The 21,191-nt window shown below is 60.3% G+C and carries 17 protein-coding genes and 1 tRNA gene; 4 read left to right on the forward strand and 14 right to left on the reverse strand.

Translation table 11 applies throughout. The features are described from left to right. Positions 1 to 9: 9 nt before the first annotated feature. The 6 genes from obgE to KF757_07680 form a co-directional block, all read right to left on the reverse strand. Positions 10 to 1,077, reverse strand: coding sequence for a GTPase ObgE (obgE, locus tag KF757_07655; GenBank protein MBX3322852.1), 1,068 nt, complete (start codon positions 1,075 to 1,077; stop codon positions 10 to 12). Between the two features lie 41 nt (positions 1,078 to 1,118). After that, positions 1,119 to 1,529: a PilZ domain-containing protein gene (locus KF757_07660; GenBank protein MBX3322853.1), complete on the reverse strand. Its 411-nt coding sequence runs from the start codon at positions 1,527 to 1,529 to the stop codon at positions 1,119 to 1,121. Positions 1,530 to 1,678: 149 nt separating this feature from the next. Further along, positions 1,679 to 2,149 carry a transcriptional repressor gene (locus KF757_07665; GenBank protein MBX3322854.1) on the reverse strand — a complete coding sequence of 157 codons (471 nt, stop codon included), beginning with the start codon at positions 2,147 to 2,149 and terminating at the stop codon, positions 1,679 to 1,681. 37 nt (positions 2,150 to 2,186) lie between these two features. Next, positions 2,187 to 4,226: a hypothetical protein gene (locus KF757_07670; GenBank protein MBX3322855.1), complete on the reverse strand. Its 2,040-nt coding sequence runs from the start codon at positions 4,224 to 4,226 to the stop codon at positions 2,187 to 2,189. Between the two features lie 182 nt (positions 4,227 to 4,408). Next, the gene (locus tag KF757_07675) at positions 4,409 to 5,821 is read right to left on the reverse strand and encodes a tetratricopeptide repeat protein (GenBank protein ID MBX3322856.1); all 1,413 of its coding nucleotides are present in this window, start codon (positions 5,819 to 5,821) and stop codon (positions 4,409 to 4,411) included. 135 nt (positions 5,822 to 5,956) lie between these two features. Beyond that, positions 5,957 to 6,781 (reverse strand): hypothetical protein, encoded by an 825-nt coding sequence (locus KF757_07680; GenBank protein MBX3322857.1) that lies wholly within the window; start codon positions 6,779 to 6,781, stop codon positions 5,957 to 5,959. A 260-nt stretch (positions 6,782 to 7,041) separates the two neighbouring features. On the opposite strand from KF757_07680, the gene KF757_07685 reads away from it, so the two are divergent. Then, on the forward strand, positions 7,042 to 8,658 hold the full coding sequence (locus KF757_07685) for a hypothetical protein (protein ID MBX3322858.1): 1,617 nt from the start codon (positions 7,042 to 7,044) through the stop codon (positions 8,656 to 8,658). A 20-nt stretch (positions 8,659 to 8,678) separates the two neighbouring features. Here KF757_07685 and hutI read toward each other — a convergent pair whose 3' ends face one another. Genes hutI through KF757_07720 form a run of 7 tightly spaced genes read right to left on the reverse strand, consistent with a single transcriptional unit; the run spans position 8,679 to position 18,931 of the window. Further along, positions 8,679 to 9,890: an imidazolonepropionase gene (gene hutI, locus KF757_07690; GenBank protein MBX3322859.1), complete on the reverse strand. Its 1,212-nt coding sequence runs from the start codon at positions 9,888 to 9,890 to the stop codon at positions 8,679 to 8,681. Beyond that, positions 9,887 to 10,756 (reverse strand): formimidoylglutamase, encoded by an 870-nt coding sequence (locus KF757_07695; protein ID MBX3322860.1) that lies wholly within the window; start codon positions 10,754 to 10,756, stop codon positions 9,887 to 9,889. The genes hutI and KF757_07695 overlap by 4 nt, the downstream gene beginning before the upstream one ends. Positions 10,757 to 10,779: 23 nt before the next feature. Continuing rightward, positions 10,780 to 12,051 carry a DUF4147 domain-containing protein gene (locus tag KF757_07700; protein ID MBX3322861.1) on the reverse strand — a complete coding sequence of 424 codons (1,272 nt, stop codon included), beginning with the start codon at positions 12,049 to 12,051 and terminating at the stop codon, positions 10,780 to 10,782. Between the two features lie 5 nt (positions 12,052 to 12,056). Further along, positions 12,057 to 13,178, reverse strand: a complete 1,122-nt coding sequence (locus KF757_07705) for an aspartyl protease family protein (GenBank protein ID MBX3322862.1) — start codon at positions 13,176 to 13,178, stop codon at positions 12,057 to 12,059. Positions 13,179 to 13,238: 60 nt separating this feature from the next. Continuing rightward, positions 13,239 to 15,488: a S9 family peptidase gene (locus KF757_07710; protein MBX3322863.1), complete on the reverse strand. Its 2,250-nt coding sequence runs from the start codon at positions 15,486 to 15,488 to the stop codon at positions 13,239 to 13,241. Next, complete coding sequence (locus KF757_07715) at positions 15,485 to 16,447, reverse strand: ABC transporter ATP-binding protein (protein ID MBX3322864.1); 963 nt, start codon at positions 16,445 to 16,447, stop codon at positions 15,485 to 15,487. Before KF757_07715 ends, KF757_07710 begins: the two co-directional genes overlap by 4 nt. 27 nt (positions 16,448 to 16,474) lie before the next feature. Next, positions 16,475 to 18,931: a hypothetical protein gene (locus tag KF757_07720; protein MBX3322865.1), complete on the reverse strand. Its 2,457-nt coding sequence runs from the start codon at positions 18,929 to 18,931 to the stop codon at positions 16,475 to 16,477. 54 nt (positions 18,932 to 18,985) lie between these two features. Between KF757_07720 and KF757_07725 the strand changes: the two genes are divergently transcribed. Beyond that, the gene (locus KF757_07725; GenBank protein MBX3322866.1) at positions 18,986 to 19,264 is read left to right on the forward strand and encodes a hypothetical protein; all 279 of its coding nucleotides are present in this window, start codon (positions 18,986 to 18,988) and stop codon (positions 19,262 to 19,264) included. 126 nt (positions 19,265 to 19,390) lie between these two features. Here KF757_07725 and KF757_07730 read toward each other — a convergent pair whose 3' ends face one another. Then, positions 19,391 to 20,164: a hypothetical protein gene (locus tag KF757_07730; GenBank protein ID MBX3322867.1), complete on the reverse strand. Its 774-nt coding sequence runs from the start codon at positions 20,162 to 20,164 to the stop codon at positions 19,391 to 19,393. A gap of 210 nt (positions 20,165 to 20,374) precedes the next feature. On the opposite strand from KF757_07730, the gene KF757_07735 reads away from it, so the two are divergent. Then, on the forward strand, positions 20,375 to 21,034 hold the full coding sequence (locus KF757_07735; GenBank protein ID MBX3322868.1) for an AhpC/TSA family protein: 660 nt from the start codon (positions 20,375 to 20,377) through the stop codon (positions 21,032 to 21,034). Positions 21,035 to 21,107: 73 nt separating this feature from the next. Continuing rightward, positions 21,108 to 21,180: transfer RNA gene (locus KF757_07740), tRNA-Ile, on the forward strand. The last annotated feature ends 11 nt before the right edge of the window (positions 21,181 to 21,191 follow it).

Below are 21,191 nucleotides of genomic sequence, written 5' to 3' on the forward strand. Positions count from 1 at the left end.
GCACCGTCGTCATTCGCTCGCGCGCGGGCCTTCGCCTGAAGACTCGGAGACCCAACCGGCCACGGCTTTGCCCCGACCTCGGAGCATCGTCCACAGCAGTTCGAGCAGTTCGCGCAAGCCCGTGTTCGAGGCGCCGCTCACAACCACAACCTGCACATCAGCACCAAGTCTGAGCACGCGCCGAAACTCGCGCACGATCTCATCGAGCTCAGGGCGATCGGGAAAAAGATCGGCCTTGTTGATCGCAATCACCTCGGGCTTCTCAGCCAGTTCCGGCGAGTATTGCTCCAGTTCGGACCGAATGAGTAGGTAGTTGTCGACTGGCGTTCCCTGCTCGGGCAGCGCGTCGATCAGATGGACGATCGCGCGCGTGCGATCTACATGGCGAAGAAAATCATGCCCCAAGCCAGCACCATCCGCTGCGCCTTCGATGAGTCCCGGGATGTCGGCCAGCACAATCCGCCGTTCGTCATCGAGCATGGCAATCCCGAGTTGCGGCGTCAGCGTCGTGAACGGATAGTTGGCAACCTTCGGCGTCGCGCGAGTCAGACTCCGGAGCAACGTCGACTTGCCCGCATTGGGCAGGCCCACGATCCCCACATCCGCGAGCAGCTTGAGTTCGAGCCTGAGCGTGAACTCCTCGCCGGGTTCGCCGGGCGTGAACTGCCTTGGTGTGCGATTGATCGAACTTTTGAAGTGCTCGTTACCGAACCCGCCGCGCCCGCCACGCGCAATCACCACACGCTCACCGGCTTTCAAATCATGAATCAGTTCGCCCGTCTGGTCATTGAAGACCATGGTTCCGGGTGGCACTCGAATTTCACGATCTTTGCCCGAGGCTCCGAACTGCTGCTTGCCTCGCCCCTGTTCGCCATTTTCCGCGACCCAGTGCCGACGCCCCTTGAAATCCACGAGCGTATTGAGCCCCTCATCAGCATAGAAGAGGATGTCACCGCCACGTCCGCCGTCGCCGCCATCGGGCCCGCCCTTGGGCAGGTGAGGTCCGCGATGGAAAGAAAGGCATCCATCGCCCCCCTTACCCGCTCGCACTTCGATGACAACCTGATCGACGAACATGTTCAAGCGTACGCGCCCCGCACGCCGCACACCGACACGATTCAGGCAACGCGGCGCAGACTCCGCGTCTGGAACGGCCTGAGCAGGCGATCGCGATCACCCGACCGGGCAAACCGCGAAAACGCTACTGCCAATTTGCAAGGCCCAGGCTCGTCGGTGTCGCACCACACCACATTGCCGATCACGAAAATCGCCCGTCCGGGGCCGATATCACCAGCCTCAAACGCGGCTGCGGGAAGCGAGATCTGCACCGCCACCGCCGTCCCGGGCTCAATCGGTTCATCGAGTTCGAACCGCACACCCCCCTCGCTGATGTCGTAGGCGTGCCCGTGCCGCGTGAAGTTCTGCTCTTCAAGTGTTCGGGCTGAAATAGTGGTGTACATCGGTGCGGTCGCGAACCGCTCAAAAGCCCTGCGTTCAATGCGCTGCTTCACCGGTCGACTCCTGCTCATGCCCCCGATCACTCGCGATCGGGCTTCTGACCCTATCGGCCAAAGGTTGCATGTGGGCATGAAGTTTCACCGCCGGGAAGACCACGGTGACAAAATCGCCAAAGAAACAAGCCCTCGATGTACCAAACAAACTGCTCACCTGAAGAGGATTACGCGTTTTGTCGTGTTCCGGTCAAACGCAAATCGACCCCTGTGATCCGCACACCAAGCCGTGCTTCAAGTTCGGCCAGAGTCTCGGGGCCCACTCGCGAGAGCAGTTGGCGACTCAAGTCATCGGGCACATCCATCAGGCCACCAGACTCGACCACCACATGAACATGCGGCGACACATCCGCGTCATAGCGGCAGGGGCCTGCGCCTGGAGACGCCGGCAATCTGCGACACAGCCCGCTGGCCGTCAGGAGATCGAGCGTGTTGTACACCGTCGCCAGACTCATCCCCGACTCGCTCAACCGGACTGCGCTGAATAGATCCTCAGCCGTGGGGTGTTGGTCGGTCGAGGCGAGCGCTCGATAAATCACCGCCCGCTGGCGCGTATAGCGAACGTCCCGCTCTCGAAAAAGAGCACGGATGCTGTCATCCGAACATTCGATGTGCATGGCTCGCTCGCGGCACTTCATTGCACGATTGTATGCGACCTGCTCGATCGCACGCGACTCAGGGGCAGCCTTCGCTAAACGCATTGAGATAGGCCAGCAGATCGAAAATGTTGAGCGCTCCGTCCGGAACCAGATCTGCTGCCATGTTCCCCGACGAGAACCATTCGAGAAACAACTGCACATCGAAGAAGTCGACCAACCCGTCGCCATTGACATCCGCGATACACCGAGCGCAGTCTGCCACGTCGAGGATCAGCAGCCCATCGGTGCCGTTGGCCAGATACGCATAGTTGTCATCGACATCCACGCCCAAAACAGTGTTGCCAGTCTGATACACAGAACGACGTACCGGCGCGCCTGGCACACTCACATCAATGATCTCAAGCCCACCCGATGAGTTTGCGACATACGCAAGATCTCCGACAACCTTCACATCCCATGGAAATGTGGTCTGTACCGAACCGAGCACGACCGGATTGGCAGGATTGCTCACGTCGACGAGTTCGAGACCCTGGAACAGCACGCCGACATACGCGATTGTGCCATGCACCGCGACAGAACGTGAAAACCAAGGCAGGTCAAGATCCCCTACGACAAGAGGTGCCTGCGGGTCCGAAACATCCAACACAAACAACCCGCGGGTATTGGCTGCCACATAAGCGTAATCGCCCACGACATCGACCGCACTGGCAAGGTCCGGTGTCGATACTTCCGCGAGAATCAGCGTCGCGCCGGGATCGGTCACGTCCACAATCCTCAAAGCGTCGCTGTCAGCAACGTACGCAATCGAGCCGACGACCTTCACCCCTACCGCACTCCCGGGCGTATCCGCGATGCCCAGAAGGGCGGGTTTGAACGGATCCGAGACGTCATAGATGTGCACCCCACTCAGTTCCGTTGCAACATACACCAGCGACCCCACGACATCAACGTCCTGCGCCGATCCGATGGTCTCGTCAGACCCCACTCCGACCGGCAGCGTGGGATCAGTCACATCGATCACACGCAGCCCGCCCGAACGATCAGCGACATACGCAAATCCATCAACAATCTTCACTGAAGTCGCATCGCCAGGAGTATCGAACGCACTGACCAAAGGGGGAGTCTTGAGGACCGAGACATCGAGAATCTGGAGTCCCGTCCGATCGTCGGCCACATACGCGACCGAACTCAGGATCGCGATGCCCCACGCATTGCCCGGCGTCTCGAACCAGCCCGCAAGCGTCGGAGATGTGGGTACAGAGATGTCAATGACCTGAAGCCCGCCTGTGTCGTCCGCGACGTATGCCATGTCGCCCGCAACGGTGACGCGACGCGCAATCCCCGGCGTATCAAACACGCCAAGCAGCGTCGGCGACGCCGGATTTGAGACGTTGACAATGACAAGCCCGCCCTCGGAGTCTGCGACATAGGCCGTCGTCCCGACAACGTGCACCCCGAGTGCGCGCCCGGCTGTGTTGTATGTGCCCAGCAGAACTGGCGCTGCTGGATTTGAGACATCGATCATCATCAGGCCCGTCAGACGATCTGCCACATAGGCGATCGATCCCGAAACCCAGACGCCTTGTGCGCGGTCTGGCGTGTCGTACGAACCAAGCAGTGTCGGATTCGACGGGTTCGTCACATCAACGATCTGAAGCCCGCTGATATTGTCTGCCAAGTACGCGATGTGGCCCACAACATGCAACCCGAGTGAGCGATCTGGGGTGTCGTACGAGCCAACGATCGTCGGGCTTGCCGGGTTTGAGACATCGATGATCTGCAACCCGCCGAAGAAATCGGCAACATACGCAAGATTGCCCACCGCCTGCACAGCAAACGCGAAGTCGGGGGTGTCGAGACTGCCGAGAAGCGTTGGGTTTGCCCGGTTCGTCACGTCGATGATCTGCAAGCCACCCGCAACGTCAGCAACAAAAGCCCGCTGCCCGACAAGACTGACGTCAAAAGCCCGGTCCGGCGTATCGAACGAACCGAGGTAACTCCGCTCGACACACAGCAACCCGTCGGCATACACGTGGCCGCTCATCAACCCGCCCGCAGCCAGAGCAGATCCGAAAGCAAACGAACGAACACAACGACCAAAGCAATGGCGTGACATGGGCATCTCTCCTCAATCCTAAACACATGAAAATCAAGGCTTTATGAAACCTAGTATAGCGGCTTCTCCCCATTGGGCGATGGCTTCGGTCGCAGAACCGCGTCTGACCCCGCGTGCGGAGCAAAAAGAGACCACTTCGGAGGTGTTACCGGAACTTGATGGTGCCAAATGGGCGATCGCGATCAGCCCAAATGCCGGGTTTGGGGGCGCGCCGGGCGCGTCACCAGACCCTTGACGATGATCGCTCCGCGAAGGCACGCCCGCCCCATCCAGCGAGCGATCAGCCCCACCGAATGGATGCGCAGGATCACGCACAAGCGTCGCATCGAAGCATCGTCAGGATCGATTACCCGACCCTGCCGGGCCCAATAGCGAGCCCGCAGCCACTCGCCACGTCGCAGGTGCGCGAGCGCGAGGTTGTGCATCGCTGGCACAAATCGCGGATTCAAACGCAGAGCGGCCTTTGCAGAATCGATGCCGGACTCGAGTTGCCCCATCTCCAGCATCGCCACGCTCATGTGATGCAAGGCTTTGTGATCGTTCGGGCGCAACTCCAGCAAGCGCTCGAAGACGCGCGACGCCTCTCGCGGCAGATCCGCATCGAGCAGAAGATGCCCCAACTCTTCAAGCGAAGAGGGGTCGGGCTTCGGCGATCGCGACTGGGCACGCAATTCCGTCTGAAGCAACTCTCTCGCGCGCCGCACATCGTCCGCGCTCCCCGACGACAGCAGCAGATCCGCCAACTGACGCCTGGCGTCAGGATGATCCGGATCGAGTCGAATCACGATATCGAACGCCACGCATGCGTCGGCCGATCGCCCGTGGCGAATGGCCACTTCGCCCAGGGCAAAGTGTGCGTCAGGGTGATCCGGCTCGATCTCCAGCACGCGCCGATACTTCTCGCTCGCTTCATCGAGCCGATTCATGTCAACCAGCAAGTCACCAAGGTCGAGCAAAGTTTCAATATCACCAGGATCCTGCCGCAGTTCGCGCTGATACAGCTGCCGCGCCCGTTCCTGCCGCCCCGTCTCGGCATATGCCTGAGCCAGTCGAGCGTTGATCCGGAGGAGTTCAGGGTCCAGCCTCGACGCCTCACGCAAGCACCAGATCGCACGATCAAAATCGCGACGTTCGAGCAACGACTCCGCCATTGCTGCATACAACTCCGCGTTGTTCTGGTCGATCTGCTGACCCATGAAGAACGCGACTTCTGCCTGCTCGTGCTCACCGAGTTCCGTCAGTGCGTCAATCTTGTGTACCAGAGGTGTTACAGAGTTCGGGTCGAGCTTTTCGGCGCGCTCGATCCAGAACAGCGCGTCAGCTGCACGCCCGTCACGCACCAGATTCATCCCGACTGCAAGCGCTGATTGCGCATCGTCGTCGCGCAATTCATGACACACCCGAAACGCATCCGCAGCGTCCTTGTGCCTGCCAGCAGCTTCGAGAGTCAGACCAAGATTGAAGTGCCATTCGGGTTGGTACGGATTCAGGGCCAATGCATGACGAAGTTCGGACTCGGCTTCATCCCACCGGCCCGCCTCGTAGTGCTCGTGGGCACGCTCGACATGATCTTCAGCGTCAACCCAGTCGTTCACGACGACTCCCTGCTACGGACTCACCGAGCCCGCTCGTCATCATCGTACACAATCCCCGCCATCGCATCAATCCTGACCCCGCAAGTCCGAAACCAGGATATCAAACCGACCCTCAGATCGTGGATATCGGAACTTTCAGCCGCCCGGAGTACGCGGATTGACCCGAACGGCCGTTCGCAACCTCTCGATCATGATGCGTGCCGGTCCTGCCCGCACCACACCCTCGGGCGTCTCGGGCTGCGAAGGCAACGCCTGAATCGCATCCAAAGCCGACGCAAAACCGATTGCGGGGTCCAGAGCCATCTCGAACCAGTCATCCCAGACCCGATCGAGTCGCCGCACCAGTCGAGTGGCCCTGATCCGAGGTTCCTCTGCCGGCAGGCCCGTCAAGGCCCAGTATCCAATCATGGCCGCCGATCGAACCTCGTCGCGGACGATCTCTTCGTCCATCTCGACAAGTCGGTCCATACGCCGCCGCAGGCCATACAAATCGATCGTGACGCTTCCATGACGATCGACCAGAATTTCTCGGATCGAGATCGGACCGTGACAGATTCCCCGTTCGTGAGCGTAGCGAATCGCATCGAGGATGTGCATGAGCGCACGCTCGACCTCATTCGGGCTCATGCGCCCACCCTTGAGTTCGACCAGTCGCTGCAACCCAAGCAATCCGTCCTCGCTGCCAAAGAAGGGTTCAACAGCCCAGACGGATGTCGAATAGGGATGCACTACTCGGCGAATGGCCGGCAGGTGCGAATGCTCAAAGGGCTCCACGCTCTCAAGCCACGACAGAACCATCACCCGCTCGGATTTCTCCAGAACCGGACCAAACTCGTGCAGCGTCCAATCCGTCTGCTGCTCGGCATGACGGGCCAGCCAACGAGCCCCAAATGGAGAATCATCCAGCGAACGGGCGATGTGAAACGGCCCCACTGCCCGCACGTGGTCAATATGCGTCATGGACTCAACCCTCTTCGCAACTGCGGGAGATCATCCTGATTCCCAAGCCAGCAGCGGAACCCAGCAATCCACGTCCAAACCGGTCCTCATATCGGTACTGCACCTCATCCATGACCGCAGTGCCGGAACCCAGCTGGACCAAGATAATGATAGCACACCACAGATAAGTCCGACGTGCAACCCCCTGTTTCGGAGTTTTCCACCGACGACTTCTTCCAGTCCCCCACCAACATTGGGCATCGAGGCCGCAATAATCGCCCGTGAAGCGAAGCCTCGCAAACCTGTCAGTTCTCTCGACTCTGATTGCCCTCGCGGGGTCTGCGCCATCCTGCGCCCAAAAGCACACACGAACAGGTGACTTCACAGCCACCGATCACAGTGATGAATCCAATCCCAAATATCCAGAAGCACTGGCCACGACAACCGATCCCGTCGATATTGAACTCGATGGAGCCGTCGCTCAGGATCATGAACAGGACATCCTGGCGAGGTTGATTGAAACCGTAGCCGATGAGACGCTCGAAGCCGCCCAGCGCGTTGACGCGGCGCGAGTCCTGCTCGATCTCGGTCCGTCCGGCGCGGCCTCCGCACTGCTGACAGAGGCCGCCACGCGCGTACTCGTGCTTCAGGCGGTCGATGGAATAGCCAGTCGTGCGTGTTCTGTGCTCGAAGCCTCGCGCGACGCCGGGCTGAGCAACGAAGAACTCACCCAACTCATCACGATTGCCGCGGGCGCTCGCGACCAACGAGCCGCCGAGTGCATGATCAACGCGATTGCGAGCTCTGGGCCTGTCGCCGATCACGCGATGCGTTCGCTCCATCGCATGACAGGACTTCCGCCCAGCAATGATCGGGATCGCTGGCACGCCTGGTGGACAAACGCTTCGCAACTCAGCACCGAGCAATGGAACCAAACGCTCATCGCGCAGTATGCCGATCGCATCGAACGCCTCGATAGTCGCCTGAGCGCACTAGACCGCATGGTTGTCGATCTGAATCGTCGCTTGTACTTCGTCGGCGACCAGACCGCCCGCGTCCAACTGCTCGCCGAGATGCTCGCGAGCGAACAACGCAGCGTCCAGTCGCTAGCCTTCGAGCTGGCCGACCGAGAACTTTCTGAAAATGTAACCCTTGGACCGGCCGTTGAAGACGCAGCGATTGCTCTGCTCACACACACCGAGCCTGAAGTCCGAGCCGCCGCTGCCCGACTCATCAATCGGCTTGCTCCGGCTCGCTCTGCAGCTCCGATGATCGCAGCGCTCATGGCCGAGACTTCACCCATCGCAGCCGAAGCCCTCTTGCTCGGAGTCGCGCGCTGGCCCGACGGGTCGCAGATTCCCGTCGTGCTGCGCTGGCTGCGCGAACCGCGAACCGTCGCACCCGCAGCCCAGGCAGGAGTCGCACTCTTCGATGCCGGACTGATCATCGGCGACGGCCATCGCCAGGCCATTCGCGAGGCTCTGATGCCTCTTCCCGCTGAACCGAGTGCCGCCCGTCTGCTCTTGCTCTCGCTTGTAGGCTCCGACGCCGAACGCTCGCTCATAGCCGATTTGCTCGACGCGACATCTGAACGAGTGCGTCAGGCAGCCATCGATGCTCTTGCTCGCACGCCCGAGTCCGCGACACTGCTGATCGAACGTCTCGATCGAAACCCAACCTACTTGCCCGCGGCACTCATCGCGCTGGCCCGCCACAACCAACTCGTCCTTGTCGGCGACAGGTTTGATGCAATCGATGCATGGACACAAGCATTTGGCATGGCCACATCCGCGACGATCAAGGGAGTGCTCGCGCAGCAGATTCTGCGGCGTTTCGAGGTGTTTCTGTCAGAAGAAGACGCTGCCTTGTATCGTGCTTCAGCCGAACCCGGTGGATGAGTGCTCTCGCACATTGCGTGTTACCACACGATCTCTCCTGCAACAATCACACTCTCAACCGGATTCATGCCAAACGAGTGTGCCAGTTCACGTTCATCCTGCAATGAGAGCAGGATCAAATCCGCCCTGCACCCGGCCGCGATTCGCCCGCGATCGGTCAGACCCAGCACGTTCGTTGCATTGACCGTCGCACACGCAATCGCCTCTGATGGTGTGAGCCCAAGATACCGCGTTGCCAGCGCAATGGTCATCGGCATCGATGAACATGGTGCCGATCCCGGATTGCAGTTGGTCGCGATGGCCAGCGCCCCGCCAAGATCGACAAATTGCCGGCCACTGGCGTAGCGCTGATCCAGATGAAACCCCGAGCAGGGCAACATGACGCCATGCGTGCCTGACTCAGCAAGCTCCTGCAACCCCTCGTTCGTCGAAGCCTCGAGATGATCAACGCTGGCAAATCCCCGCTCCACCGCGATCGCTGTCATACCCAAAGCATTGAACTGATCCGCATGCACTCGACACGGATGCCCAAGATCCGCTGCCCGCTCAAACAGCCGCTCGCAATCGCGCACACTCCAGGCACCCTTCTCGCAATAGGCATCAATCGCAAGACCTGGAAACTCGGCATGCACTGCGTCGAGCGTCTCGCAAACCGTTCGCTCGACTGCGTTCGGCTCATCGGGGTCAATCGCATGCCCAATGCATGCCGTCTTGACAACCGTCCCGGGCCACTGGCTTGCTGCAAGGTCGATCGCACGAAGCATCTTGAGTTCGGTGGCCGTGTCCAGACCGTACCCACTCTTGATTTCTATTGTCGTCGTTCCGGTCGCCAGTGCGCAGCGAAGCCTGCCGAGCAGGAGTTCTGCCAGTTCTGCCGTGCTGGCTGCACGCACGGCTCGCACGGTCGACATGATGCCGCCGCCTGCTGCGAGAATGTCGAGATACGTCGCGCCAGCCAGACGCTGCTCCCATTCGCCAACGCGAGAACCAGCCCAGCAAAGGTGCGTGTGACAATCGACAAAACCAGGCATGAGCACACATCCGTCCGCGTTGACTTCGTGATCGCCCGATTGCACACGCAGATTCTCGCCTATTGCTGCGACGCGGCCGCCTTCGCATCGCACATCACACACTACACGCACGCCCAGGTCGCGCAGTGCCCCTCCCCGCCTCGGACCTCCAGGACCATCGAGCGTCAGCACTCGTGCACGACGGATCATGAGCCCGCTCATGATTCCCGCTCCGCAAACGCCGCGAGAAACACAAGCAACAACCGTGCCGCGAGCCGCGCCGTCCGCCCGCCTTCATCGTGTTCCGGATTCAGTTCCATGATGTCGAAACATCGCACACGCTCGCACGCCGCTGCTGCTCGCACCCATCGCTCACACTGCGCCGGAGACCACCCGCACGGATTCATTGCACTCACGCCCGGAGCATGCGCCGCATCGATCACGTCCAGATCAAGACTCACGAAGAGGTCGCCACTCGGCCACGGATCATCGGAATTGCACGGGTCGATGCGACCTCCGTGTGCGGCAAAGTACGCCGCATGTTCGGTCGAGTTTGAAAACACGTCCAGCCCGTGAACGTGCAGCGCACGAACATTGCACTCTTCGATCAGCGCGCGAAATGGCATGCCCGAGCCCGGTTCGGCCCGCACATCAAGATGCGCATCAAAGTACACCCCCGTCATCGGTGGATGCCGCTGCGCAACCGCGCGCACGAACGCAAACGTCAGATCGTGCCCGCCGCCGATCGCTATGGGAAACAGCCCATGATCGAGCAGAGCGCTGGTCGCCAGCGTCACTCGCTCGTGCGTCTCATCGAGCGACCCTCCTGGCACAATATCACCAGCATCGCAGACTCGAGGCCATGAATTCATCGCAGGTTCACGCGCGCCGTACTTCGCAAGTGCCGCTCGCAGTGCCCCGGGGCCCTGCGCTGCACCGGGTCGCCCACCGTTCATCCGCACGCCCATGTCGTCAGGGATTCCGATCAGGGCGATGCGTGCAGAGTCGGTAGGCGTCTCGCGAAGCAGGCTCGCAAAACGCGAACTCGGCGTGTCGGGCCAAACTGCTGGAATCGTATGCGGAATCATATTGACAATCGTAGCGTGTCCGCTCAGGTGCTCATGTGCAAACCGATCATGATGTCATTGACGTTGGTCCCGGTCGGTCCGATGCAGATCAGATCGCCCGAAGCCCCGAGCGCGGTATGGCTATCGTGCTCTCGCAGTGCAATGTCGAACGAAACCCCCGCCATACGCATGCGTTCGACTGTCTGGCCATCGACAATGGCGCCCGCTGCCGGAGTAGGACCATCGATCCCATCGGTTCCAAGCGAAAGAACCGCAAGACCGCGCTGACCCGCGATGACGCCCGCAGCAGCCAGCGCGAGCTCCTGATTGCGACCTCCGACGCCGATTGCCGAACCAACGCTCACAGTCGTCTCGCCCCCAAACACGATCGCCTCGCCCGAACCCAGTGATTTTGTTGCTTCTGCGAGTGTCCTGCCCACCACTGCCGCTTCGCCCTCGACTTTCATCCGTCGCTGCACCACACGCACGCCATGTGATTCAATCGCCCGGCATGCCGCATCAACCGCAACAGCGTTGCTGCCGATAATCTTGTGCGACACCGCACCGAAGATCGAATCGCCAGGCTTTGGCGTCTCCTCGATCTCACCCCGCTGACCCTTCTCAAGCAAGGCAAGCACATTGGGCATATTGATTCCGCGGCGATGCGCCACCTCCATCGCATTCTCAAATGTCGAAGGATCTGGCGCGAAAGGCCCTGACGAAATCACGTCCAGCCGATCGCCAAGCACATCCGAAAGCACAAGCACGTCAATTGCCGAGGCCCCGCGCTCGATCAGCGACCGAGCAAGTTGACCTCCCTTGATCTGTTCGCAATGTTTGCGCACAGCATTGACTTCGCCGATCGTCGCCCCGCTGCGCAGCAGACTCGAAGTCAGCATCGCAATATCCGCAAGCACCAGAGGCTCACGAGGACACGCGAGTTGCGCCGACCCCCCTCCCGACACAAGAGCAAGAACCCTCGCACCAGGCTCTATCGACGCGCAGAACACCATCATCGCGTTCGCCGCGTCGATGTTGCGTTGTGTCGGGATCGGATGATCGGCTGCGACAACAGTCAGCCTCGGATCCCGCACCGTATCGAGATCTTCAGGACGAGTGATGACAAACCCGCGTACCCGCGGCGAAGCTATTCGCAACATCGCTTCACGAACCATGGCGGCCGAAGCCTTGCCAAAGGCAATGACAATGTGGCTACCGTCGCAATTGTCATCCCACGCGTTTGCCACTGCTCGCGCCGGATCCGCCGCTGCCAACACCGCGGGCTGGACAACTTGACTGAGGATTGTGCGTGCCACGTCCATCACGGCTGAATATAGACAACCGGAACTGGAAGCGTTACTCGTTGCCCATCTCGTACGACATCAAGGCGAAGCACCCCCGACCTCGCAACGCGCGCCCTCAACGCCCCTGCCGTCAGAGCTCCGCCCGTCATTCCGTCGATCGCATAAACCCGTTCTCCTGACTCAAGACCCACCTGCCACGCGGGCAGCCCCGGCTCAACCGACCGCACCACCCACGACTCGGCCTGCGGATGCAGGATCGCGCCGATTCCGCGCATCGGATCCATCTTCACGCTTCGATAGGCCGCGTCATGAATCCACACACACCGGTCAGCAAAATCGAAGGTCAGCACCCCCAGCTCGCACAGCACGCGCTGCCCGACGCGCGCAGGACCACTGCTCGCGTGCACAATCGGCTCGTGAAACTCCACCCGGCCAATGCTGGCCGAACCATCGAGTCGCTCACTGCTGCGCACACGCATCCCATCTATCTGAATGACACCTCGCTGCACCCCGAGCCCTGGCAACAGCGAAATCCCTTCGAGTGGCAACGACCACGCACCGTTGCCAGCCGTATCGAGAATGACCTCAATCGCCCGACCTGCAACCACCGCCTCGATTCGTGCTACCGCGCCCGAGGCAAGCCCAATCCTGACCGCACCCACAGGCACATCGCCGCCAACGGTTACCTCAGAATGTTCGTAGTCGATCGTCACGCGTGATTCGAACGCACTCATCGCGATAATTCCATCAACATCGCGCCCGAGGTGCGAGATATCGAGCACCATCGCGCTGAAATCACGCACGACAAGCCCCCCGAACGCCAGCTCTCTCATCGCTACCGCCTGAGTTGCCCGAGTTGTACTGCCATCTGCAGCGACAATGAGCCGCTCGTCATGCCGCGTGCTCAGCCCAAGTCGATTCACCACATCGGGCGAGATCACACTCACCGAAGCCCCCGAATCGAGCAGCAAGATCAGTTCTTCACCACTCGCAGTCCGTGCTTCAAGCAAAATCCCATCTTCGAACTGCACTATGGGCAGACTCACTCGGCCCGCAACTTCGCGCCGCGTCTGCGACTGACACGCAATCATCAGAGAACACGCAAGAAGCACTCCAAGCGTCCGAACCCAACTCATCATGCGCAAAGAATAGGGCTGCGATCATCACGACCGCAGCCCCTTGCACTTCTCACCAGGCGCTCAGTTGTTGAACATTCCGAGTTGCCACATCATGAACAGACGTTGATCAACAACATCGCGCACACGCAAATGAAGCGGCTTGCCGGCACCATGCCCCGCTTCATAATCGACCCACAACAGCACGGGCGCCTCAGCCGGATCCGACACCGTCGCTGCCTGCATGGCTGCCGCCATCTTGCGAGCATGCATCGGATGCACTCGAGAATCATTCTCCCCCGCAGTAATCAGCATCGCGGGATATCTGGTGCCCGACTTGATGTTCTGATACGGCGAATACTTCAAGATGAACTTGAACTGATCCGCATCTTCAGCACTGCCATACTCCGGAATCCAGTAGCGCGCCATCAGGAAATCCTGATACCGCACCATGTCAAGCAGCGGCACCGCCGAAATCGCCGCCGCGAACAACTCCGGCCTCTGCATCACCACCGCACCAGTCAGAAGCCCCCCGTTCGAACCCCCAGCAATGCCCAGCCGCTCAGGTTTCGTATACCCATTCTGCACCAACCATTCCGCTGCTGCAATGAAGTCATCAAACACATTTTGCTTGTGCTCCAGCATGCCCGCACGATGCCACGACTGCCCATACTCGCCGCCGCCGCGAAGGTTCGCAACCGCAAAGACTCCCCCAGCTTCAAACCACGGAAAATACGTAGCACTGAACGAAGGCGTCATCGGAATATTGAACCCGCCATACCCGTACAGAATCGTCGGGTTGTTGCCATCAAGCGCGATACCAGTCTGATGAATGATGAACATCGACACCGGCGTGCCGTCCTTCGACGTATACCACACCTGCTTGACTTCAACCAGCGACGGATCAACCGGAACATCCGGCCTCTCCCACAGCGTTCGCGCGTTCGTCGCCAGATCAACGTGATAAATCGACTGCGGCTCGTTATAACTTGTAAAGGTCAAAAACGCCTCAGTCCGATCTTCGCTCGTCGACAAACTCGCCGTCCCCACGCCCGGCAACTCCACCACCCCGAGGTTCCGCCCATCGAACGCAAACCGCTCGATACTCGTCTGCGCATTGACCAGATACTGCACCGCCAGCATCCCCCGCGCCGCCGACACACTCTGAATCACCTTCTTGTCATCATGCGCGACCACCGTCTTCCACGCCGAAGGCCCCGGATTGTTCAGATCCACCGCAACAACCCGACCATTTGACGCGTCGAGTGTCGTCCGCAGAAACAACGTGTCACCAACAATCGGACCCCACCCGGCCGCCCCAGTGTTGATCGTGTCAACGAGAATCGGAATCAGATTCTTCTCGCCCGTGCGCTCCCAGTGCTTCAGATCCATCGCCCAAAGATCGTTCGAACGAGTCGCAGTGTAATACCCGACGATCAGCCAGCGCCCGTCCTCGCTCGGATACCCGAACGCACCCCACGTCTTGGCCACATCATCAATCTGCTTGGCCGTGTACCGACCCGCCGAGCGATACATCTCCACAAAGTCCCGCTGCGAAAACAATGTCGCGTCCTCGCGCCAATGCTTGCCAACTTCGTGAATCTTGATCTGTCCCGAATACGGATCCGCAGTGCTTTCGAGATTGCCATACACAAACCGCCGCCCGTCCGCGAGCCAGTCAGGCGCACGCACCTTGCCCGGAATCTCGTCGGCCAAAAGCGCACGCCGCTCAACATCCATCAAATACAGCGTCGAGTTCTCGTCACCCGCTCGATACATCCCAAACGCCAGCAGCCGCCCATCATCACTCGGGCTGAACCACGACAATGTCAGCAGTCCGCTTGCATCCATTGTGTTCGGGTTGATCAACTCCACCGGCTCGGCGTCGATCCCGTGCCGAACATACAGCACCGCCTGCGCCTGCGTCCCCTCGCGCTTGGTATAAAAATACCGCTCGCCAGCCATCGCAGGCGCGCCCACGCTCCCGACCTCCATCAGTTGCTGCATGCGCGCTTCCAGCTGCGCCCGTCCCGGAAGAGCATCGAGCACCGATCGCGTGTACGCGTTCTGCTCATGCGTCCACGCTGTCACAGCCTCGGTCGGCAGACCCATGCGCGCCGGATCCGCGTTGTCTCCTTCGAGCCATCTGTACTCGTCCACGATTTCCACGCCATGAAGCGTGTCACGCACGACCGTCTTGCTCGTCTGAGGCGGACCAGCCAGGACCGATGCCCCACCAAACGCCAACACGAAAACAAGCGACGACCTGAGCATGCCCATTCCTTTCTCGATCGAAACTTCAGCGCGACCCACTTTTCCCTTCCATCTCATCATTGCACCAGACCCTTGGTCAACCGCATAAATGCAGTCTCCAGGTTGACCGGCTCCTCCGTAAACTGCGTCAAACGATAGCCATGGTTGATCAGAATGTTCGGCAGATCCGTAAACGACCTCCCGCCCGTCTGGTTGTATTCCACATGCATCATGCGGCCGTTGCCCCCGCCAGCCGCTGTGCCGTCGCCCGCCACGATCCGTACCTTCTCAACCCCCGCAACCTTCGACACAAGTTCTGCCGCTTCATCGAGCCGATTCTCGACCGCAAGGTGTATCACATGCCCGACCTTGGCACGCCGCAGGATCTCCGCCACCGACCCGCTGAACAGCAGTTGCCCTCGTTCGATGATGCCGACGACGTTGCACAGTTCAGCCAGCTCATGCAGAATGTGGCTCGAAATCAGAATCGTCTTGCCCATCCGCTTGAGTTCCTTGAGCAACTCGCGAATCTCGATGCGCGCCCGAGGGTCAAGCCCCGACGCCGGCTCATCCATCAACAGCACCTTGGGGTCATGAAGCAGCACGCGAGCGATACTCAACCGCTGCTGCATACCCCGGCTCAACGAGTTTACTTCCGCCGTCGCCTTATAGCCCAGATCCGTCAGTTCCAGCACATCCTTGACAACCTTGCGCCGCTGTTCGCCATGAATGTTGTACGCCGCTGCGAAAAACTCAAGATACTCCGTCACCACCATGTCTTCATACGCGCCCATAAAGTCAGGCACGTATCCAATCAGAGGCCTGATCTGGCGATTCTGATAGCCAACCGTCAGACCCGCAATCTGCGCCTGCCCGCTCGAAGGCTTGAGCAGGGTCGCCAGGATCTTGATCGTCGTCGTCTTTCCCGCGCCATTAGGACCTATGAACCCATAGCAATCACCCTCTTCAATCGAGAGGTTCAGATTGTCCAGCGCAACAAGCTCCGCGTACCGCTTCGTCAGGTTGATCGTTTCAATCATTGGCACAACAACAAACTCCTCGAAGTATCAACCCGCTTCGCCAGATGCACGAATGCGCGGCGGATTCGGCTCCAGCGGATACACCCACATCAGCAGCGTCCGCCCCTCGCTCGGCACACGCTGCCCATCGAGCATCACCGGCACCAACGATGTCTCGCTCCGCCCCGATTCCTGAATCTGCCCGATCACCATCACGCTCGGCTGCGTAAACCACATGCCAAGGTCAAACCCGTGCGTCAGCGATCGCCGGGCGAGTCGATCGCCCACACCCGCCCCCGTCCCCTCAAAACGCGGCGGCTCGAGCTGCGAAAACAACGCCAGCGACTTAAGCCGCTCCGGGAACCGTCGCGAATCGGGGCGTGTTGTTCCCGTCGCCGCGATCCGCTCGCCTTCGAGCAACTGTTGAAGATAAACAAACGCCAACTGCCGCCTCTGCACCGCGTCCGACTCGCCACGCCGTGTCACATCGGGCATCAGCAACCTCGAGTTCGGTGCCCAAGGCCCTGCCAGTTCATACGCAAACACATTGCCCGTCAACTGCCTCCCCGGTCGTCCGCCATCGATGAGCGATACCTGACCGCGATTGACCAGAATCACCACATCTTCGAGTGCAGCCGGCAGTCCGTGGGCGATGGAGCCCTCAATCTCGTAATTCAGCCGCACACCCGAAGCATCAAACTCATCTTCGCCCACAAGTCGCAGCCGGGGCTCTGAGAGATCGCCAGGCTCGCCGATCGGTTCCGGAAGCCGCCAATCTGTCCGCCCCGCCCACTCGACCGCAATCTCCTTGACCGTCGAACGCGCCGGAAACATCAACTGACTTGGCGCACGCGCTTCCACGCGATACGGCCGATTGTCCGGGAACCTCGCCAGACCAACCGAACTCCCCGAAGCCTCGAACGGACTCATCAAGTTCGAGTCGCGTGCACCTTCGACCTGCGCGAGCCCGACCACACCGTCGCCGTAGTATGGCACGAGCATCGCCATCCACGACCGCGCACGCTGCACCTCCTGCCCATGCACCGCCATGGCGATTGTCACATGGCGCACCACCGCACGCTGCGGCCTTGCAAGCGACGCGCCCGCCCACGCCACACCTGTGAACAACACAATCGAACCAGCGAACGCAAGCCACGCGTGCTGCTTCAGACCGCGCTTGCTCAGCAGCATGTACCCGATCGGACCCGCCACCAGCCAGTACGCTACAAAGACCAGCACCCCAAGCCCCACCCCAAACGCCGCTGTCCCCGTCTTGGCGATCTGCTCAGGCACATCAATGTCGAGCGGCACAAACGATCGCGTCTCCATCCGCACACCCGGTGCCAGCGTGCCTGACGCCGCGATCTGATCCGACGTATTAAGTTCTCCGCGCCGACCCAGCACGCGATGCCAGAAGATCTCAGCGCGTGGCAATCCCAAGTTCCGCAACCCCGCAGAACCAAGATCAATCCCGATCACTGTCACCGCACCACAGCCGATCAACCTCCGAATCACCACACACTCGTTGTCCGGCCCAACAAGAATCGGCATCGCCTCATGCGCAAGTGCATCTGCAGAAGCCCGAAATGTGCGCACCAACGCAGAACTCGGCAGCACCGCTTCCTTGTCATACGTCAGCAGTGCCCGATACTGATTCAGGTCCACACCCTCACGTGTGATCGGAGGATCGATCCGAGGCATCAGGCTCGCCAGCGGATTGCCCGCAGCGCTGAACCACTCCTGCCCGATCGAAGGCAGCACCACAACCAGGTGCCCCCCACGCTCGACCCATTCGCGCACCGCCTGCGCCTTATCCGGACTCAGATTTCCCGGATTCGTCTGCTCGCGTGTCGTCCCCCAGACAAGCACGCTGAGCGAACTAAGCCCCTGCCAACGGTCCGGGATGTCCATGATGTCCATGCCCGCAACAATCGCTGTCATTTCGTGCCCTTGAGGCAGAAACGACGTGAAGTTCCCTGTCGGGCCATAGTCATCAAGCCCGAATCGGAAAGGTCCGACCACGCCGACCATCCCCCTGTGTCCGGGGAGCACCCGTTGCAGGGGGGCTTCCGCCCGACCCAACAATCGCCCCGTCCGAAACCCAATGCGGTCCCCCCCCGACGAGTTTTCCACAGCCTCGTACGCCAGAACGTCCAGAAAATCACGCCGCGTCGAGGCCGGCAATACCGCATACAACCAGAACGATTGAGGCAGATTGGCATTCGACGTCACAACCCGGTCGTAGTGCACCTCGTCTCCATCCGGATCAACCGAACGAACGCGCAAAACCAGGTCTCGCTGCGGGGCAAGTCCCCGATCGGTCAGTTCGACGCGAATCCCGCTCCAATCTCCCTCACGAGCCGCATTTGCGGGTCCGACCCGCGTCACCCGCAACTGCACTTCCAGATCCGACTCCTGCTGCGCCACCACCGGCAACGCCGCCCAAAGCGACAGCACCACCGCAATCACCCGACCCAGACGTGCTCGAACAACCTGCTTACACATGCTCATCCGATTCTACCGGTCAATCCGGTCAGGGATTCGACCGATGAGCCTGATATGCTGGATCTCTCTCCAGAGTTCGGCCTGATCTCCATTGGCATCGCCGCCCTGGCCATCCTCGGATTTCTGTTCGCCCTGGCAACCAGGGTCCGCGAAGAGACCACGATCCATGACCTGCGCGTCCGTGTCTATGACATGAGAATCCACTACCTGCGCAAACTCATCGAAACCTACAAAAACGACCCCGGGGAGTCCGATGTCGAGATCGTCATGGATGATGAATCGGACAATTCCACCTCCGTGGTTGTCGAGCCCGAGCAACGTCAGGCTGCGTGAGCGATTTCGATCTCGCTTCGTTTAATTGCTCTGGAAAACAAAAAAGAAGCCGCGCTCGACGACGATCCGTGTGCGATTCGTCCCTCGAGCGCGGCCTTCATTCATCGGCGGATCATCCCGCGTACGTCAGTTCCCGCCACCGCCCGGCCGCCCCGCACCCTGCCGACCACCGCCAGCCGGTGCGCCCTCTCTCGGCTCCTCGAAAAGGTCGTGCCCCTGGCTCTGAACCTCGACCAAACGCATGCGAGCTGCGGTCGCGGCTGCCGCATTGCCCTGCACAAGCGCCATCTCAAGGTCGAGTGCTTCCTTGATTGCCTTGATCAGGTTCGTGCGAAACTCAGCCTGATACTTCGTTTGATCGGTCCCGAATTTCGCCTGTGCATTCTTCGACATCGGCACGCCGAGAATCTGCGCTTTGGCTGCCACGAGCGACACCTGAATCTGCTGCACCGCCCCCAGGTCGCCCTCACGCGTGTCCGCGGTGAACTCAGACCGTTGAATGCGCCTCAGAGCCCGACCCGCGTTGGACATGTTGGCCTCGAAGGGGACATCCGCAGCCGGTGCGCCTCCAGCACCAGGTGCGCCTCCCCCTGCGCCCGGTCTGCCGCCACGATTGGCAGCGAGTGCTTCGAGTTCGGCCTTGTCAATAAAGCCATCGCCATTGGTATCGAACCGATCAAACCCGCGCCCCATGGGCGAATCGGCAAGTTCTTCCCGCGACAGTTTCCCGTCGCCGTTGGAATCGAACTCCATCAGCCGGGCCATAAACTGCGCCGGATCGGTGGGCTGCCCCTGCCCCGGTCTCACCGGGCGATCCGCTTCGGGTTGGAACACACTCGTCGAAGCCACCAGACCGCACAACGCAGCAACTCCAAAGCCCGCAACCAATGTCTTTCGCATTTTGTTATCCTTTTTCTAAGATCGCTCGCGCGAACCGCACTCCAACCATGCGCCCACAGCGCTCTGACGCGCAGCAAACGCCCGCCAGACCAGCATATTGCAGACGCGCTGATCGTGCGCCAGCGGTGCACACTGTGATGTTCGGTTCAGCATGGCTCCTGGGACGGACCCCCAACGCTATTGTCTGAAGAACCCAACCGGAGACCCGACATGCGCTTCATTCCTGCATTCGTTGCAGTGCCGATCGTCTGCCTGACGATCGGGTGTGAACGATCTGTGCCTTATTCAGACTCTGTTCCAACGCCGCCTTCCTCGACGGAGCCCTCAGCGTCATCGCCCAAACGGGGTATTGGCACTCAAGTCTCTGCGCCCGACGTTCGGCTCTCGACGCCTGAAGGTGTGTTCGTCAATCTCGCCGACGCTTTGGGTTCGGGTCCGGTCGTGGTCATCTTCTATCGCGGGGGATGGTGCCCGTTTTGTACCGGCCATTTGTCCGCCTGGCAGGACCGCCTGGCCGAACTTGATTCGCTGGGCGCTTCGCTCATCGCGATCACGCCTGAACGTCCGGATCGCGTCGGGGCTGGGCAGGCCGAACACAATTATGGTTTTGCGGTGCTCTCTGACGCCCAAGGCGAAGCTGCACGCGCATTCGATCTTCAGTTCACGATCGACGCCAAGACCCGGGAGTTATACCAAACCTACGACATCGACCTCTCGCAGTTCAACGCCTCGGGAACGTGGGACATGGTCATTCCTGCCACATATGTGATCGACTCGGGAGGCGTCATTCGATACGCGTATGTCAATGAAGACTACCGCACGCGTGCGGAAGTAGATGACGTTCTTGAAGCGGTACGAAGTTTGCCGTGATTCCGCGCGTTACGCAAGCCGCCAACAGAGCCAAGCCTTTGTGTGACTCGTGCGATACGATCTGGTAACCCCTGGCCCTGTAGCTCAGCGGTTAGAGCAGGCGACTCATAATCGCTCGGTCTCCGGTTCGAATCCGGGCGGGGCCATTCTGGGATCG

The organism is Phycisphaeraceae bacterium, assembly GCA_019636795.1.
Classification (GTDB): domain Bacteria; phylum Planctomycetota; class Phycisphaerae; order Phycisphaerales; family UBA1924; genus JAHBWW01.

What these genes read in the sequence shown, in the direction of transcription:
- KF757_07710 (MBX3322863.1), bottom strand. Translation starts at nt 15,488, where the DNA reads ATGATGAGATGGAAGGGAAAAGTGGGTCGCGCTGAAGTTTCGATCGAG.
- KF757_07735 (MBX3322868.1), top strand. Translation starts at nt 20,375, where the DNA reads ATGCGCTTCATTCCTGCATTCGTTGCAGTGCCGATCGTCTGCCTGACG.
- KF757_07660 (MBX3322853.1), bottom strand. Translation starts at nt 1,529, where the DNA reads ATGAGCAGGAGTCGACCGGTGAAGCAGCGCATTGAACGCAGGGCTTTT.
- obgE (MBX3322852.1), bottom strand. Translation starts at nt 1,077, where the DNA reads ATGTTCGTCGATCAGGTTGTCATCGAAGTGCGAGCGGGTAAGGGGGGC.
- hutI (MBX3322859.1), bottom strand. Translation starts at nt 9,890, where the DNA reads ATGAGCGGGCTCATGATCCGTCGTGCACGAGTGCTGACGCTCGATGGT.
- KF757_07720 (MBX3322865.1), bottom strand. Translation starts at nt 18,931, where the DNA reads ATGTGTAAGCAGGTTGTTCGAGCACGTCTGGGTCGGGTGATTGCGGTG.
- KF757_07705 (MBX3322862.1), bottom strand. Translation starts at nt 13,178, where the DNA reads ATGATGAGTTGGGTTCGGACGCTTGGAGTGCTTCTTGCGTGTTCTCTG.
- KF757_07680 (MBX3322857.1), bottom strand. Translation starts at nt 6,781, where the DNA reads ATGACGCATATTGACCACGTGCGGGCAGTGGGGCCGTTTCACATCGCC.
- KF757_07670 (MBX3322855.1), bottom strand. Translation starts at nt 4,226, where the DNA reads ATGTCACGCCATTGCTTTGGTCGTTGTGTTCGTTCGTTTGCTTTCGGA.
- KF757_07730 (MBX3322867.1), bottom strand. Translation starts at nt 20,164, where the DNA reads ATGCGAAAGACATTGGTTGCGGGCTTTGGAGTTGCTGCGTTGTGCGGT.
- KF757_07695 (MBX3322860.1), bottom strand. Translation starts at nt 10,756, where the DNA reads ATGATTCCGCATACGATTCCAGCAGTTTGGCCCGACACGCCGAGTTCG.
- KF757_07725 (MBX3322866.1), top strand. Translation starts at nt 18,986, where the DNA reads ATGCTGGATCTCTCTCCAGAGTTCGGCCTGATCTCCATTGGCATCGCC.
- KF757_07715 (MBX3322864.1), bottom strand. Translation starts at nt 16,447, where the DNA reads ATGATTGAAACGATCAACCTGACGAAGCGGTACGCGGAGCTTGTTGCG.
- KF757_07665 (MBX3322854.1), bottom strand. Translation starts at nt 2,149, where the DNA reads ATGAAGTGCCGCGAGCGAGCCATGCACATCGAATGTTCGGATGACAGC.